General features: G+C 64.8%; 13 protein-coding genes. 11 read left to right on the top strand and 2 right to left on the bottom strand.

All coding sequences use genetic code 11. The annotated features are described in order from the left end of the window. Positions 1 to 106 precede the first annotated feature (106 nt). From H3Z74_RS03595 to H3Z74_RS03545, 11 genes are all read left to right on the top strand, one after another. Positions 107 to 814: a CoA transferase subunit A gene (locus tag H3Z74_RS03595; RefSeq protein ID WP_187762634.1), complete on the top strand. Its 708-nt coding sequence runs from the start codon at positions 107 to 109 to the stop codon at positions 812 to 814. A 104-nt stretch (positions 815 to 918) separates the two neighbouring features. Next, positions 919 to 1,722: an HAD family acid phosphatase gene (locus tag H3Z74_RS03590; RefSeq protein ID WP_187762633.1), complete on the top strand. Its 804-nt coding sequence runs from the start codon at positions 919 to 921 to the stop codon at positions 1,720 to 1,722. Beyond that, a complete protein-coding gene (locus H3Z74_RS03585; RefSeq protein WP_187762632.1) occupies positions 1,719 to 2,039 on the top strand; it encodes a DUF5076 domain-containing protein in 321 nt (106 codons plus the stop codon). The genes H3Z74_RS03590 and H3Z74_RS03585 overlap by 4 nt, the downstream gene beginning before the upstream one ends. A gap of 1 nt (position 2,040) precedes the next feature. Then, positions 2,041 to 2,676, top strand: coding sequence for a CoA transferase subunit B (locus H3Z74_RS03580; RefSeq protein WP_187762631.1), 636 nt, complete (start codon positions 2,041 to 2,043; stop codon positions 2,674 to 2,676). 9 nt (positions 2,677 to 2,685) lie between these two features. Next, on the top strand, positions 2,686 to 3,372 hold the full coding sequence (locus H3Z74_RS03575; protein ID WP_187762630.1) for a glutathione S-transferase family protein: 687 nt from the start codon (positions 2,686 to 2,688) through the stop codon (positions 3,370 to 3,372). Then, on the top strand, positions 3,372 to 4,331 hold the full coding sequence (locus H3Z74_RS03570) for an NAD-dependent epimerase/dehydratase family protein (RefSeq protein WP_187762629.1): 960 nt from the start codon (positions 3,372 to 3,374) through the stop codon (positions 4,329 to 4,331). The genes H3Z74_RS03575 and H3Z74_RS03570 overlap by 1 nt, the downstream gene beginning before the upstream one ends. A 49-nt stretch (positions 4,332 to 4,380) precedes the next feature. Beyond that, positions 4,381 to 5,820: a 3-isopropylmalate dehydratase large subunit gene (gene leuC, locus H3Z74_RS03565; protein ID WP_187762628.1), complete on the top strand. Its 1,440-nt coding sequence runs from the start codon at positions 4,381 to 4,383 to the stop codon at positions 5,818 to 5,820. Between the two features lie 159 nt (positions 5,821 to 5,979). After that, on the top strand, positions 5,980 to 6,810 hold the full coding sequence (locus tag H3Z74_RS03560; RefSeq protein WP_187762627.1) for an N-acyl homoserine lactonase family protein: 831 nt from the start codon (positions 5,980 to 5,982) through the stop codon (positions 6,808 to 6,810). After that, complete coding sequence (gene leuD / locus H3Z74_RS03555; protein ID WP_187762626.1) at positions 6,810 to 7,439, top strand: 3-isopropylmalate dehydratase small subunit; 630 nt, start codon at positions 6,810 to 6,812, stop codon at positions 7,437 to 7,439. Before H3Z74_RS03560 ends, leuD begins: the two co-directional genes overlap by 1 nt. Then, positions 7,402 to 8,403: an NADPH:quinone oxidoreductase family protein gene (locus tag H3Z74_RS03550; protein ID WP_187762625.1), complete on the top strand. Its 1,002-nt coding sequence runs from the start codon at positions 7,402 to 7,404 to the stop codon at positions 8,401 to 8,403. The genes leuD and H3Z74_RS03550 overlap by 38 nt, the downstream gene beginning before the upstream one ends. Before the next feature lie 105 nt (positions 8,404 to 8,508). Further along, the gene (locus H3Z74_RS03545; protein ID WP_187762624.1) at positions 8,509 to 9,462 is read left to right on the top strand and encodes a DUF808 domain-containing protein; all 954 of its coding nucleotides are present in this window, start codon (positions 8,509 to 8,511) and stop codon (positions 9,460 to 9,462) included. 747 nt (positions 9,463 to 10,209) lie between these two features. Here the strand turns inward: H3Z74_RS03545 and H3Z74_RS03540 are convergent. Further along, positions 10,210 to 11,610: a TonB-dependent receptor gene (locus H3Z74_RS03540; protein WP_187762623.1), complete on the bottom strand. Its 1,401-nt coding sequence runs from the start codon at positions 11,608 to 11,610 to the stop codon at positions 10,210 to 10,212. Then, positions 11,597 to 12,160: a TonB-dependent receptor plug domain-containing protein gene (locus H3Z74_RS03535; RefSeq protein ID WP_187762622.1), complete on the bottom strand. Its 564-nt coding sequence runs from the start codon at positions 12,158 to 12,160 to the stop codon at positions 11,597 to 11,599. The genes H3Z74_RS03540 and H3Z74_RS03535 overlap by 14 nt, the downstream gene beginning before the upstream one ends. Positions 12,161 to 12,418: the final 258 nt, after the last annotated feature.

The raw sequence follows: 12,418 nt of genomic DNA, 5'->3' as shown, positions 1-12,418 counted from the left end.
GGTCGCGATTGCGTTTTGTGCAACCAGCGTTGCGCCGAAGGTGCGATTGACCGGTACCAGCGCGCACGCCTATTGCCCGGTCGATAAATCTCTGGAGAGCCCTGCGATGAAAAAGCTGTATTCCGATGCCGCAGGAGCGCTTGACGGCCTGTTGTTCGACGGCATGACGATCTGCGCGGGCGGGTTCGGCCTGTGCGGCATTCCCGAACGGCTGATCGACGCGATTCAGGCGGCGGGCACCAGGAACCTGACCATCGCCAGCAACAATGCCGGGATCGACGGCGAAGGGCTCGGCAAGCTGCTGCGCAGCCGCCAGGTGAAGAAGATGATCTCCTCCTATGTCGGCGAGAACAAGGAATTCGAGCGGCAATATCTGAGCGGTGAGCTTGAGGTCGAATTCTGTCCGCAAGGCACGCTCGCCGAACGCTGCCGCGCCGGCGGCGCCGGCATTCCCGGCTTCTATACCAAGACCGGCGTCGGCACGCTGGTCGCCGAGGGCAAGGAAGTGAAGAATTTCGACGGTGAGGAATATATCCTCGAACGCGGCATCCGTGCCGACCTGTCGATCATCAAGGGCTGGAAAGCCGATGAGAGCGGCAATTTGATCTTCCGCAAGACCGCGCGCAACTTCAACGCGCCGATGGCGACCGCGGGCAAGATCTGCATCGCCGAAGTCGAGGAAGTAGTGCCGGTCGGCAGCCTCGATCCCGACACGATCCATTTGCCCGGCATCTATGTGAAGCGGATGATCGTCGGCGCGCCCTACGACAAGAAGATCGAGTTCCGCACCGTGCGTGAGCGGGCCGACGCGTGAGGGCTGGCCTCTCTCCTTCCCTCCCACTTGCGGGAAGGGGGATAGGGCTTGCACTGGCGACTCTAGCGCTTGCAGGCTGCACAGTGGCGCAAACGCCGCCGCCTATGGCTGGCGCGGCACCGACGCAAACTGTCCCGCCAGGCATGCAATATCTCTACGGCTCGGGCGAAGGCGCTGCGATCAGCGCACAAGCGTGGCGCACACTGGTCAATTATGTCGGATGGGATGCGAAGGGGGGGTCCGACCAGTCCGTCGTGCTTGCGCCCGATGCGACGCTTGCCGTGCCGCGCTGGGTGCCATGCGGCAACAAGCCCCGCGCCGCAGTGTTCGACGTCGATGAGACGGTGCTGCTCAATACCGGCTTCGAATATAACGACGCCGTCCATCCCGCGCCGTATGACGAAGCGCGCTGGCAGGCCTGGGAGAAGACCGGGACGACTCAGGTCGCAGCGGTTCCCGGTGCAGTCGAGGCGCTGAACGATTTGCGCAAGATGGGCGTGACGGTGATCTTCAACACCAACCGTTCGGCCGCCAACGCCCCACAGACCGCGGCCGCGATCACCGGTGCGGGGCTCGGCCCCGCAGTGCATGGCGAGACCTTGTTCCTCGCTGGCGACGATGCGACCGGCAGCAAGAAGGATGGTCGCCGTGCGACGATCGCCGCGAAATATTGCGTCGTCGTGATGGGCGGCGACCAGCTCGGCGATTTCAGCGATCTGTTCAATGCCGGGCTATCGCCTGCCGCACGCCGCGCCGCCGTGACCACCGGTGCGATCTCGACCAGATGGGGCGCGGGCTGGTTCGTATTGCCCAATCCGGTTTACGGCAGCGCGCTGAAAGGCGGCATCGACGATGTATTCCCGCAGGACAAGCGCTGGGCGCCTCCTGCTGCTGCGGAGGCAAAATGACCGGCAAGCCAGTCCCGATCGACCTCGTCCCCTATACCGACCTGCTCGAAGGATCGCGCGAGTTCCTGCGCGTCTGGGCAAGCGATGGCGGTCCGGTGACCTGTTTCATCAATCCGGTACCGATCGGCGCCGACCCGGCCGCGTTCGGCATCGCACTGGTCGATTGCGTGCGCCACGGCGCGATCACCTATGCCCGCGCGACCGGCATCAGCGAAGCCGAAGCGCTCGACCGTATCTGGCTCGGCCTCGATGCCGAGCGTGCCAATCCCACCGATGTTGCGACCCCGATACCGGGCGCCAAAGAGGAGTTGAACTGACATGGCCTGGACCCGCGACGATATGGCGGCGCGCGCGGCGCGCGAGCTGCAGGACGGCTATTATGTCAATCTCGGCATCGGCATTCCGACTCTGGTCGCGAACCATATTCCCGAAGGCGTCGAGGTGACGCTGCAGTCGGAGAACGGCATGCTCGGGATCGGCCCGTTCCCGCTGGCAGGCGAAGAGGATGCCGACCTGATCAATGCCGGCAAGCAGACGATCAGCGAATTGCCGCAAAGCGCCTATTTCAGCTCGTCGGACAGCTTCGCGATGATCCGCGGCGGGCATATCGACCTGACCGTGCTCGGCGCGATGGAAGTCGCCGAGAATGGCGACATCGCCAACTGGATGATCCCGGGCAAGATGATCAAGGGCATGGGCGGCGCGATGGACCTGGTCGCAGGCGTCAAGAAGATCATCGTCGTGATGGAGCACAACTCCAAGGCCGGCGACCCGAAGTTCATCCCGAGCTGCACCCTGCCGCTGACCGGCAAGAATGTCGTCGACATGATCATCACCGACCTTGCCGTGTTCCAGCGCCCCGATCATGCCAGCCCGTTCAAGCTGATCGAGATCGCCCCCGGCGTGACGGCGGACGAGATCGCGGCGAAAACCACCGCCCATTATATCAGCTGAAGGGCACACATGCCGCTGACCCTGATCACCGCGAACCGCAATTATTCGAGCTGGTCGCTGCGCCCCTGGGTGCTGATGAAAGCGCTGGGCATCGCGTTCGAGGATCGCATCGAGCCGTTCGCAGCCGATGACAATCACGACGCGTTCCGCGCTTTCTCGCCCTCGGGACAGGTGCCGGTGCTGATCGACGGCGAGCGGACGGTCTGGGATTCGCTGGCGATCGCAATGTACCTCGCGGAACGCTTCGACGGCGTGTGGCCGGCGGACGAAGCGGCGCGAGCTTGGGCGATGTGCGCGGCGGCGGAGATGCATGGCGGCTTCGGCGCGCTGCGCAGCGATTGCACGATGAATGTCGGCGTCCGCGTGACGCCAAGGCCGGCATCGCCCGCGCTGGCACGGCAAATCGCTCGGCTCGCCGAGCTCTGGGCGGAAGGCATCGACCGGTTCGGCGGCCCGTGGCTGGCCGGACCCGCCTTCACCGCAGTCGACGCCTTTTACGCGCCGGTTGCCTTTCGTGTGCGCACCTATGGCCTGGAGGTCGGCGCGTCCGGCCAGGCCTGGGTCGACCATCTCCTCACTCTCCCGGCGATGCGGCAATGGGAAGCCGAAGCGCTGGCCGAGCCATGGCGCGAGGCGGAACATGAGGCGGAACTCGCCGCCGCCGGTACCATCACCGCAGACTACAGGATCGTCTGATGCGCGTTCTGCTGACCGGATCGAGCGGCTGGCTCGGCCGCTTCCTCGCACCCCGGCTGCGCGACGCCGGTCATGTGGTTACCGGCCTCGACGTGGCACCGGGCGTCGATACCGATGTGATCGGCACCGTCGCCGATCGCGCCCTGGTCGAGCGGGTCTTTGCCGAACGCGGGATCGAGGCGGTCATTCATAGCGGCGCGCTGCACAAGCCCGATATCGTCCGCTATCCCCGGCAGGCGTTCATCGATGTGAACGTCGCGGGCACGCTCAACCTGCTCGAAGCCGCGGTCGCGGCAAAGGCGAGCCGCTTCATCTTCACCTCGACCACCTCGCTGATGATCTCGACCGCGATCCGCGAAGGGCATGGCGATGCGGCGGTGTGGATCGACGAGAGCCTCGCTCCGCTTGAGCCGCGCAACATCTATGGCGTGACCAAGCTCGCCGCCGAACAGCTTTGCCGCCTGATCCATGCCGAACACGGCCTGCCGGTGCTGATCCTGCGCACCGGCCGCTTCTTTCCCGAGGATGACGACACGCACGACAGCCTGTCGGGCGAGAATATGAAGGCCAATGAACTGCTCCATCGCCGCCTGACGGTCGAGGACGCTGCCGAGGCGCATATCGTCGCACTCGACCGCGCGCCCGACCTTGGCTTCGGTACTTTCATCCTGTCTGCGTCAACACCGTTCGCGCCTGGTGATGTGGCCGAGTTGAAGGCCGATGCGCCTGCCGTGATCGCGCGCTATTTTCCCGATGTCGCGGCGCTGTACGCGACGCGCGGCTGGACGCTGCAGCACTCGATCGACCGCGTTTATGACGCCGGGCATGCCGAACGGGTTCTGGGCTTTCGCTGCCGCACCGGCTTTGCCGAGATGCTTGCGGCACTGCGTCAGGGCGGCGATCTGCCGGTAGCGCACGACGCCGCCTATACCTCGCCCAAGGAATCGCCCGCGCAATAAAGCGCAAGCCAAGCATTGCCTTCACGCAGTTTCCGACTAGATCGCCCTCATGGCCAGTCGTCCGCTCACTTTGTACGAGAAGATCTGGGCCGCTCATGTCGTCGAACGGCGCGATGACGGCACCTGCCTGATCTATATCGACCGCCACCTCGTGCATGAGGTGACGAGCCCGCAGGCGTTCGAGGGGCTGCGCGTCTCCGGCCGCACGGTGCGGCGCCCCGACCTGACGCTGGCGGTGCCCGATCACAATCTGCCGACCACCCCGCGCGTCGACGCGCGGGGCCATATGCTCCCGATCGCCGACCGCGAAAGCGCGCAGCAGCTCGACGCGCTGCGCCGCAACACTGCCGAGTTCGGCATCGATTATATCGACGCGATCTCGCCCGATCAGGGCATCGTCCATGTCGTCGGCCCGGAACAGGGCTTTACCCTGCCCGGTACGACCCTGGTGTGCGGCGACAGCCATACCTCGGCACATGGCGCGATGGGGGCACTGGCCTTCGGGATCGGCACCAGCGAGGTCGAGCATGTCCTCGCGACCCAGACGCTGCTGCTGACGCCGTCCAAGACGATGGAAGTGCGCGTCGACGGGACACTTGGCTATGGCGTGTCGGCCAAGGACGTGATCCTGTCGATCATCGGCAAAATCGGCGCGGCCGGCGGGACCGGCCATGTCATCGAATTCACCGGCGAGGTCATTCGCAACCTGTCGGTCGAGGGGCGGCTGACCGTCGCCAATATGTCGATCGAGGGCGGCGCGCGCGCGGGACTGATCGCGCCCGACGACACGACTTTCGCCTATCTCAAGGGCCGCCCGATGGCGCCCAAGGGCGCGGATTGGGAACGCGCCGTCGCATGGTGGCGCAGCCTGCCGAGCGATCCGGCAGCCGCCTATGACAAGTCGGTCCGGCTCGACGCGACCGATATCGCGCCTGCGCTGACCTGGGGCACCAGCCCCGAGGATGTCGTGCCGATCACTGGCCATGTCCCCGACCCCGACAGCTTTGCCGACCCGGCCAAGCGTGACGCGGCGCGCAAGTCGCTCGCCTATATGGGCCTGACGCCTGGCACAGCGATGCAGGACATTACGGTCGGCCATGTCTTTATCGGCAGCTGCACCAACAGCCGGATCGAGGATTTGCGTGCCGCCGCCGCGGTCGCCAATGGCCGCAGCGTCGCCGACGGCGTACGCGCGCTGGTCGTGCCCGGATCTGGCCTGGTCAAACGGCAGGCCGAGGCCGAGGGGCTCGACCGCATTTTCACCGATGCAGGGTTCGAATGGCGCGAACCGGGCTGTTCGATGTGCCTGGCGATGAACCCCGACAAAGTGCCGCCGGGCGAACGATGTGCTTCCACTTCCAACAGAAATTTCGTAGGACGGCAGGGACCGGGGGCACGAACGCACCTGGTTTCGCCGGCAATGGCGGCGGCCGCCGCCGTCACCGGTCGATTGAGTGACGTCCGCGACCTGATGGGGGACACGAAATGAAACGCGCACTGGTACTGCTGGTACTCGGCACCGTATTGAGCGGTATCGCCGCCTATGCCGCCACCGCCCGCCCCACCAGCGAGACCGCCCGTCCCGGCAAGTAGACGAGCCACCTTCCTCCCCACCCGTTAGATCACACGACAAAAGGGGAGATACCGCATGAGGATCGCTTTGTTCGCCGCCGCCGCCGTTTCACTGATGGTTCAGGCCGCCCCGGCAACCGCCGCTCCCGCCCCGATCAAATTGTGGCGGCTCGATTGCGGCACCATCGCCGCCAATGATCTCAACGCCTTTTCCGATGCCAAGGCCTATACCGGGAAGCGCAAGGATCTGGTCGGCAGCTGCTATCTCATCAAGCATGGCGACGCCTATCTGCTGTGGGACGCCGGCCTGCCCGCAGCAATGAAGGGCAAGCCGCTTGATCTCAAGATCATGATGGATGCGACGCTGACCAAGACGGTCGCCGAGCAACTCGCCGAACTGGGCCTGAAGCCCGAGAACATCAATTTCCTTGGTATCAGCCATTATCATTTCGACCATATCGGCCAGGCGGCCGACTTTCCCGGCGCGACCCTGCTGATCGGCAAGGGCGATTTCGATGCCGTGAAAGCGGGCGCTCCGGGCGTGAATCCGGCACTGCTCGCGCCCTGGGTCAAGGGCACGAGCAAGGCGGATCCGGTCAGCGGCGACCGCGACGTCTTTGGCGATGGCAGCGTGACGATGATCGACGCGCCGGGCCATACGCCGGGGCATCATGCGCTGCTGGTGCGGCTGAAGCACGGCACCTATCTGCTGACCGGCGACGCCGCGCACTTCCAGGAAAATTACGATAGCAACGGCGTCCCCGCCTATAACAGCAGCCGCCCCGATACGCTCACCTCGCTCGACCATATCAAGAAACTGGCGAAGGATCGGAAGGCGACCGTGATCATTCAGCACGAGGCGGCCGATGTCGCCAAACTCCCTGTATTCCCGAAGGCAGCCGACTGATGGACCCCGTTACCCAAGTCTCCGGCCGCGCCTATCCCTGGGGTGCGAAGAATATCGATACCGATGTGATCATCCCGGCGCACTGGCTGAAGACGGTGACGCGCACTGGTCTCGGCAAGGGCGCGTTCGAGACGGTGCGCGCGCAGGACGGCAATATCTTCGACGACCCGCGCTATGCCGGTGCGCCGATCCTGGTCGCGGGCGATAATTTCGGCTGCGGGTCGAGCCGCGAACATGCCGCCTGGGCACTCGCGGACATGGGCATCACCGCGGTGATTGCGCCGAGCTTCTCCGACATCTTCTCGGGCAATGCGTTCAAGAATGGCATCGTGCCCGTCGTGCTGCCGCAGGACGCGATCGACCGGCTGGTCGAGGTGGCGAAGACAGATACCATCACCGTCGACCTGGAGACGATGACCGTCACAACGCCATTCCAGGACCGCTTCCCCTTTCATCTCGACGCGTTCCGCCGCCAATGCCTGATGGAAGGGCTGGACGAGATCGGCCTGACACTGGCAAGGGATACCGCGATTTCGAAATATGAAGCCGGTGTTACCGAACACCGGCCCTGGATGAGCGGAGAACGGAGACATGCGGGCACTATTGTCGAAAGCACCGGGCGGACCTGAAACCCTAATCATCGACGAGCTGCCGGATCCGGTGGCCGGCAAAGGTCAGGTGGTCGTCGCGGTCAAGGCCTGCTCGATCAACTATCCCGACGTCCTGATCATCGAGGACAAATATCAGTTCAAGCCGCCCCGCCCCTTCGCGCCAGGCAGCGAAATCTCCGGCGTGATCGAAAGCGTCGGTGAGGGCGTGACCGACTGGGCGGTCGGCGACCGCGTGATCGCGACCACCGGCTCAGGCGGGCTGGTCGAAAAGATCGCGCTCCCCACCACCAGCCTGTTCCGCTTGCCCGAGGGGCGCAGCTTCGCGGAAGGCGCCTCGTTGCTGCTGACTTATGGCACGACGATCCACGCACTGCTCGACCGCGGCCGTCTGGCCGAGGGGCAGACATTGCTGGTGCTCGGCGCGGCCGGCGGCGTCGGGCTGGCGGCAATCGAACTGGGCAAGGCATTCGGCGCTCGCGTCGTCGCGGCGGTCTCATCGGAAGAAAAAGCCGCAGCCGCAAAGGAGGCTGGTGCCGATGTGACCCTGGTCTATCCCCGCGCGCCATTCGACAAGGACCAGTCAAAGGCGCTCGCCGATCAGTTCAAGGCGGCGCTTGGCGCAGGCGGCGCGGATGTGATCTATGATCCGGTCGGCGGCGATTATGCCGAACCGGCATTGCGCTCGATCGCCTGGGAGGGCCGTTACCTGGTGGTCGGCTTCCCCGCCGGCATTCCACGGCTGCCGCTCAACCTGACCCTGCTCAAGAGCTGCGACGTGTGCGGCGTGTTCTGGGGCGCCTTTGCGGCGCGCGATCCCAAGGCCAACACCGCGCATATCGAGCGGCTGTTCCGGCTGTGGAAGGACGGCGAGATCGCCCCGCGCGTGACCGAAACCTTCGCCTTCGAAGACGGCGGCAAGGCGATCGCCAAGATGGCCGCACGCGGCGCGATCGGCAAATTGGTGGTGAAGGTCGCCGAATAACGGCAAGGCAGCGAATTGACCGGCCCTCCCTTCACTGGGAAGGGCCGCGTATTCGAACAGCGCGACGATCCGCATTGGCGACGCGTGTGCAATTAAGGGGATGACATGCCGGGTGGACTCGTAGCGCTGCTGGACGACGTCGCGGCTCTCGCGAAACTGGCTGCGGCGTCGCTCGATGACGTCGCCGGCGCCGCCGGCCGCGCCGGCGCCAAGGCGGCGGGCGTCGTGATCGACGATACGGCAGTCACGCCGCGCTATGTCGTCGGCCTGCCGCCCGACCGCGAATTGCCGATCATCTGGAAGATCGCGGTCGGCTCGCTGCGCAACAAGCTGCTGTTCATCCTCCCTGCCGCACTGGCGCTGAGCGCATTTGCCCCCTGGGCGATCACCCCGCTGCTGATGATCGGCGGCGCCTATCTCTGTTTCGAGGCGGCCGAGAAGATCTTCGAAGCACTCAGCGGCGTTCATCATGCCGAAGAGGTCGCCGCGATCGACGATCCGGCCGAGCTCGAGGCCCGCCAGGTGAGCGGCGCGGTGCGCACCGACTTTATCCTGTCGGCCGAGATCATGGCCATCGCCCTCGCCGACCTGCCGGATCTGTCGTTCGGCCTGCGCGCCGCAGCGCTTGTCGCGGTGGCCTTTGCGATCACCGCCGGCGTCTATGGCGCGGTCGCGCTGATCGTGAAGATGGACGATATCGGCCTGCACCTCAGCCGCCGTCCCTTGTCCGCCGTACGCACGATCGGACGTGGCCTGGTCGCGGCGATGCCGGTGCTGCTCCAGGCGCTGTCGCACCTCGGCGTCGCGGCGATGGTCTGGGTCGGCGGCGGCATCCTGCTCCATGGCCTGGAGGAATTCGGCATGGGCGCGATCCCGCAGGCGGTCCACCATTTCGCCGAGGCCGCAGCGCATGCCTCGCCAGTGGCGCAGGGGCTGGTCGAATGGCTGGTCGGCGCGCTGGCAGCGGGCGTGGTCGGCCTGATCGTCGGTGGCGTAATCGTCGGCGTGTTGCATCTTGTGCCGCGCAAGAAAACGCCGTCGAGCGAGGCGCACGGGTAAGGAACCGGCGACCTGGACGCATCGCTGGCGGCGCCCGTCACGCGCGGATCGGCGCTACCGCAAGGTGGTTTTCGACACTGAGAAAGAGCGTGCCGGCACCAATCCGGCATGGGAAGACATGCCCGATCCCGCACCATGGTTGAATCGTCGCCAGCGACGCCGCGGGATAGGCAGCCGGAGATATGTTACACCAGTCGTGTCACATATCTCCGGCGCAGGTCAGCGACACTGCGGGGTAGACGGCAAGAGATATGTTACACCGGCAATGTCGCATATCTCAGGCATTGGTAAGCGACGCTGGGGGACCGGCAGTAGAGATATGTTACACCAGCAATGTACCATATCTCTGACCATCACTCGAAAAGTAATCTGAAGTATTATCGTTATATATCATATATTTAATGCAAAATAACGAACCTCGCACAGGTTAGTCCGGAGCGGTTTCGAGTTGAGTGGCCCCACCTCCTTCCGTTCGCCCTGAGCCTGTCGAAGCCTGTCCTGAGCGCCTGCCTTGGCAGGCAGTCGAAGGGGGCAGTTCTTTCTACCAACGGAGCGAAGAAAGAGCGGTGCTCCAACAAGCTCAGCGCGAACGGAGAAAGGGTGATTCTACCCAAGCCGATGGCGCGCCAGGCCGTGACCGTCGATCGTCTGACCATCACTTGCTCGACATAGGCACCAATCGCGAGCCTCCACCCGACCTGCCTGCGCACTCCTCGGGCAATCATCTCGCCGTCAGAGACGCGCCGCTCAAAAGACCATCTTCGCTCCGATGCGCAGCATGCGCGGCTCGACCGAGCGGCTATGGATGCCCTCGATCCCTTCGGGCGGTTCGCCGGGAAGCCGCGAGGCGTAGAAATAGTCCGCGTCGGCGCGGGCCGAATCGAGGATATTGAGCAGTTCGGCGCTCAGTTCGACCGCGCCGATCGTCCGCGCCGCGCGCAGATTGATCACGGTCGTTGCCGGTGACCGTATCTTATTGTCCTCGGTCAGCGGATGGGGACCGAGATAGCGCACGCGGAGCGCGGCATTGAAGCGGCCGAAGACCGTCGCCACGCCGAATTCGCCAGCGGATTCCAGCGCATTGGGAATGCGATCGAACCCGGGCGCATCGACGAAGCGCGCGTGATTGGTGGCATAGACCGCATCGATCGTCAGCCAGCGCGCCGCGCGCAGATAGAGCGTCGCCTCATAACCGTTGCGGCGGCTCGGGCCGGTCGGCGACACCGTGCCATCATCGCCGGAATAGATCAGCTCGCTCGCCGACCGGCTCCACCACCGGTCGAGCGTGACGATCAGCGGCCCGCGTTCGAAACGCGTACCGATTTCATAACCGGTGGCGCGGGCCAGGCCGGGCACCGGATCGACCGGCGCAGTCACCCCGCGCGCCGCGTTGGAATGAAAGCCCTGGCCGTAATTGGCATAGAGCGCGAGGCCCGGGATGATGTCGACACTCGCGCCCGCCTTGGGCGTGGCGATGCCATCCTCGACCGTGCCGCTATGGCCCGCGCCACCGCGCGCGACGGTCTGGAAGCGGAAATGATCGACCCGCGCGCCGGCGATCAGGCTCAACCGGTCGATCGGCTTCCAGTTCAGTTCGGCATAACCGCTCAGCGAGCTCTCCGACGCATCGACCAGGCTGGTCGTCCCGATCCGCTTGCCGAATTCGGTGTGATACAGACCAAGATTGGTGATCCTGTCGACCTGTCCATCGGCCCCCAAGGTCAGCTTGAGCCGGTCGGTCAGATCGACGCGGCGAGCGATGCGGCCGCCAAAGGTCCAGCGATCCTCGACCTGTTCGAGTTCATCGCCATGGACCGGGTCGTTGAGGAAGAAAGTGAAATTGGAGATCAGGTCGAAAGCATAATGCTGGACATAGGCAGTGACGGTCAGATGATCGCTCTCCAGCCCGATATTGAACACCTGGCGATTGGTCCGCCCGCGCAGATAGGGATCGAGCGTGCCGAAGCGATCCGGGATCAGCGTCCCGATCGCGCGGATCGGAATCTGTTCGGTCGGTTGCCAGCGCGCGTCATACAGCGAGAGACTGGCGCGCAGCGTGCCCGCGCCCGTCTCGACCGTATATTTGCCGAAGCCCGACACATGGCGCAACCGTTCGGGCAATTGCCAAACCCCGTCATTCGCCAGCAATTCGCCGGCGAGCAGCAGCGTTCCCGGCCCGAGTGCGACCGATCCCCCCCGCCGCGATGCGTCGATAGCCGTAGCTGCCGGCCGTGACCGATGCGAACGGCCGCTCGAACCGGTCAAGTGTACGCAGCGAGGCCGCCGCGACGGCCGAGAAATCGCCATCAGCCGCGCGATACGGGCCTTTGCGATACTCGATCCGGTCGATCGTTTCCGGGATCAGCCCGTTCAGGTCGAGATAGCCCTGGCCATGCGCCTGGCTGCGCAGGTTGAACGGCATAGTGTCGATCGCGATGCTGAAATCCGTGCCGTGATCGAGATTATAGCCACGGATCAGATATTGCGCCGCCTTGCCGCCGCCCGAATGCTGCACCGCGATCAGCCCCGGCACCGCCTCGGCCAACTCGCTGGTCCGCAGCAGCGGACGAATGCGCAGATCCTCCCCGCCGATCACCCCCTCGCTCGCCGAGCGGGCAGCCCCGATGCGGTGGCTGGCGCGGCCGATGACGATGATGTCGGAGTCGTCCGGCGCCGGAGCCGGGGTGTCAGCCGGCACTTCGGAGGATGGGGAAGACAATAGGGGCAACGACAACGGGACCGGCGGCGCCGACGGTGTAGCGGCGGCAAGAGCCATGACTGCACGCACCATGCCGGCGACTCCCTCAAACCAATGCTTAATTATTAAGCCATGGCTGAATTTTGATCGTCAGGCAACAGACGCTGTGCCAAGAGGATGGCATTGTACCAAGCTGCGTTGGTCATGACCCATTTCATGTTTCCCGGCGAAGGCCGGGACCCAGTCGCGAAACAATCG

Source organism: Sphingomonas alpina (assembly GCF_014490665.1).
Classification (GTDB): Bacteria; Pseudomonadota; Alphaproteobacteria; order Sphingomonadales; family Sphingomonadaceae; genus Sphingomonas; species Sphingomonas alpina.
This window is presented reverse-complemented; position numbering and strand designations above follow the sequence as displayed.

Coding starts and splice junctions, on each gene's coding strand:
- H3Z74_RS03595 (WP_187762634.1), top strand. CDS start 107: ATGAAAAAGCTGTATTCCGATGCCGCAGGAGCGCTTGACGGCCTGTTG.
- H3Z74_RS03590 (WP_187762633.1), top strand. CDS start 919: ATGGCTGGCGCGGCACCGACGCAAACTGTCCCGCCAGGCATGCAATAT.
- H3Z74_RS03585 (WP_187762632.1), top strand. CDS start 1,719: ATGACCGGCAAGCCAGTCCCGATCGACCTCGTCCCCTATACCGACCTG.
- H3Z74_RS03580 (WP_187762631.1), top strand. CDS start 2,041: ATGGCCTGGACCCGCGACGATATGGCGGCGCGCGCGGCGCGCGAGCTG.
- H3Z74_RS03575 (WP_187762630.1), top strand. CDS start 2,686: ATGCCGCTGACCCTGATCACCGCGAACCGCAATTATTCGAGCTGGTCG.
- H3Z74_RS03570 (WP_187762629.1), top strand. CDS start 3,372: ATGCGCGTTCTGCTGACCGGATCGAGCGGCTGGCTCGGCCGCTTCCTC.
- leuC (WP_187762628.1), top strand. CDS start 4,381: ATGGCCAGTCGTCCGCTCACTTTGTACGAGAAGATCTGGGCCGCTCAT.
- H3Z74_RS03560 (WP_187762627.1), top strand. CDS start 5,980: ATGAGGATCGCTTTGTTCGCCGCCGCCGCCGTTTCACTGATGGTTCAG.
- leuD (WP_187762626.1), top strand. CDS start 6,810: ATGGACCCCGTTACCCAAGTCTCCGGCCGCGCCTATCCCTGGGGTGCG.
- H3Z74_RS03550 (WP_187762625.1), top strand. CDS start 7,402: ATGCGGGCACTATTGTCGAAAGCACCGGGCGGACCTGAAACCCTAATC.
- H3Z74_RS03545 (WP_187762624.1), top strand. CDS start 8,509: ATGCCGGGTGGACTCGTAGCGCTGCTGGACGACGTCGCGGCTCTCGCG.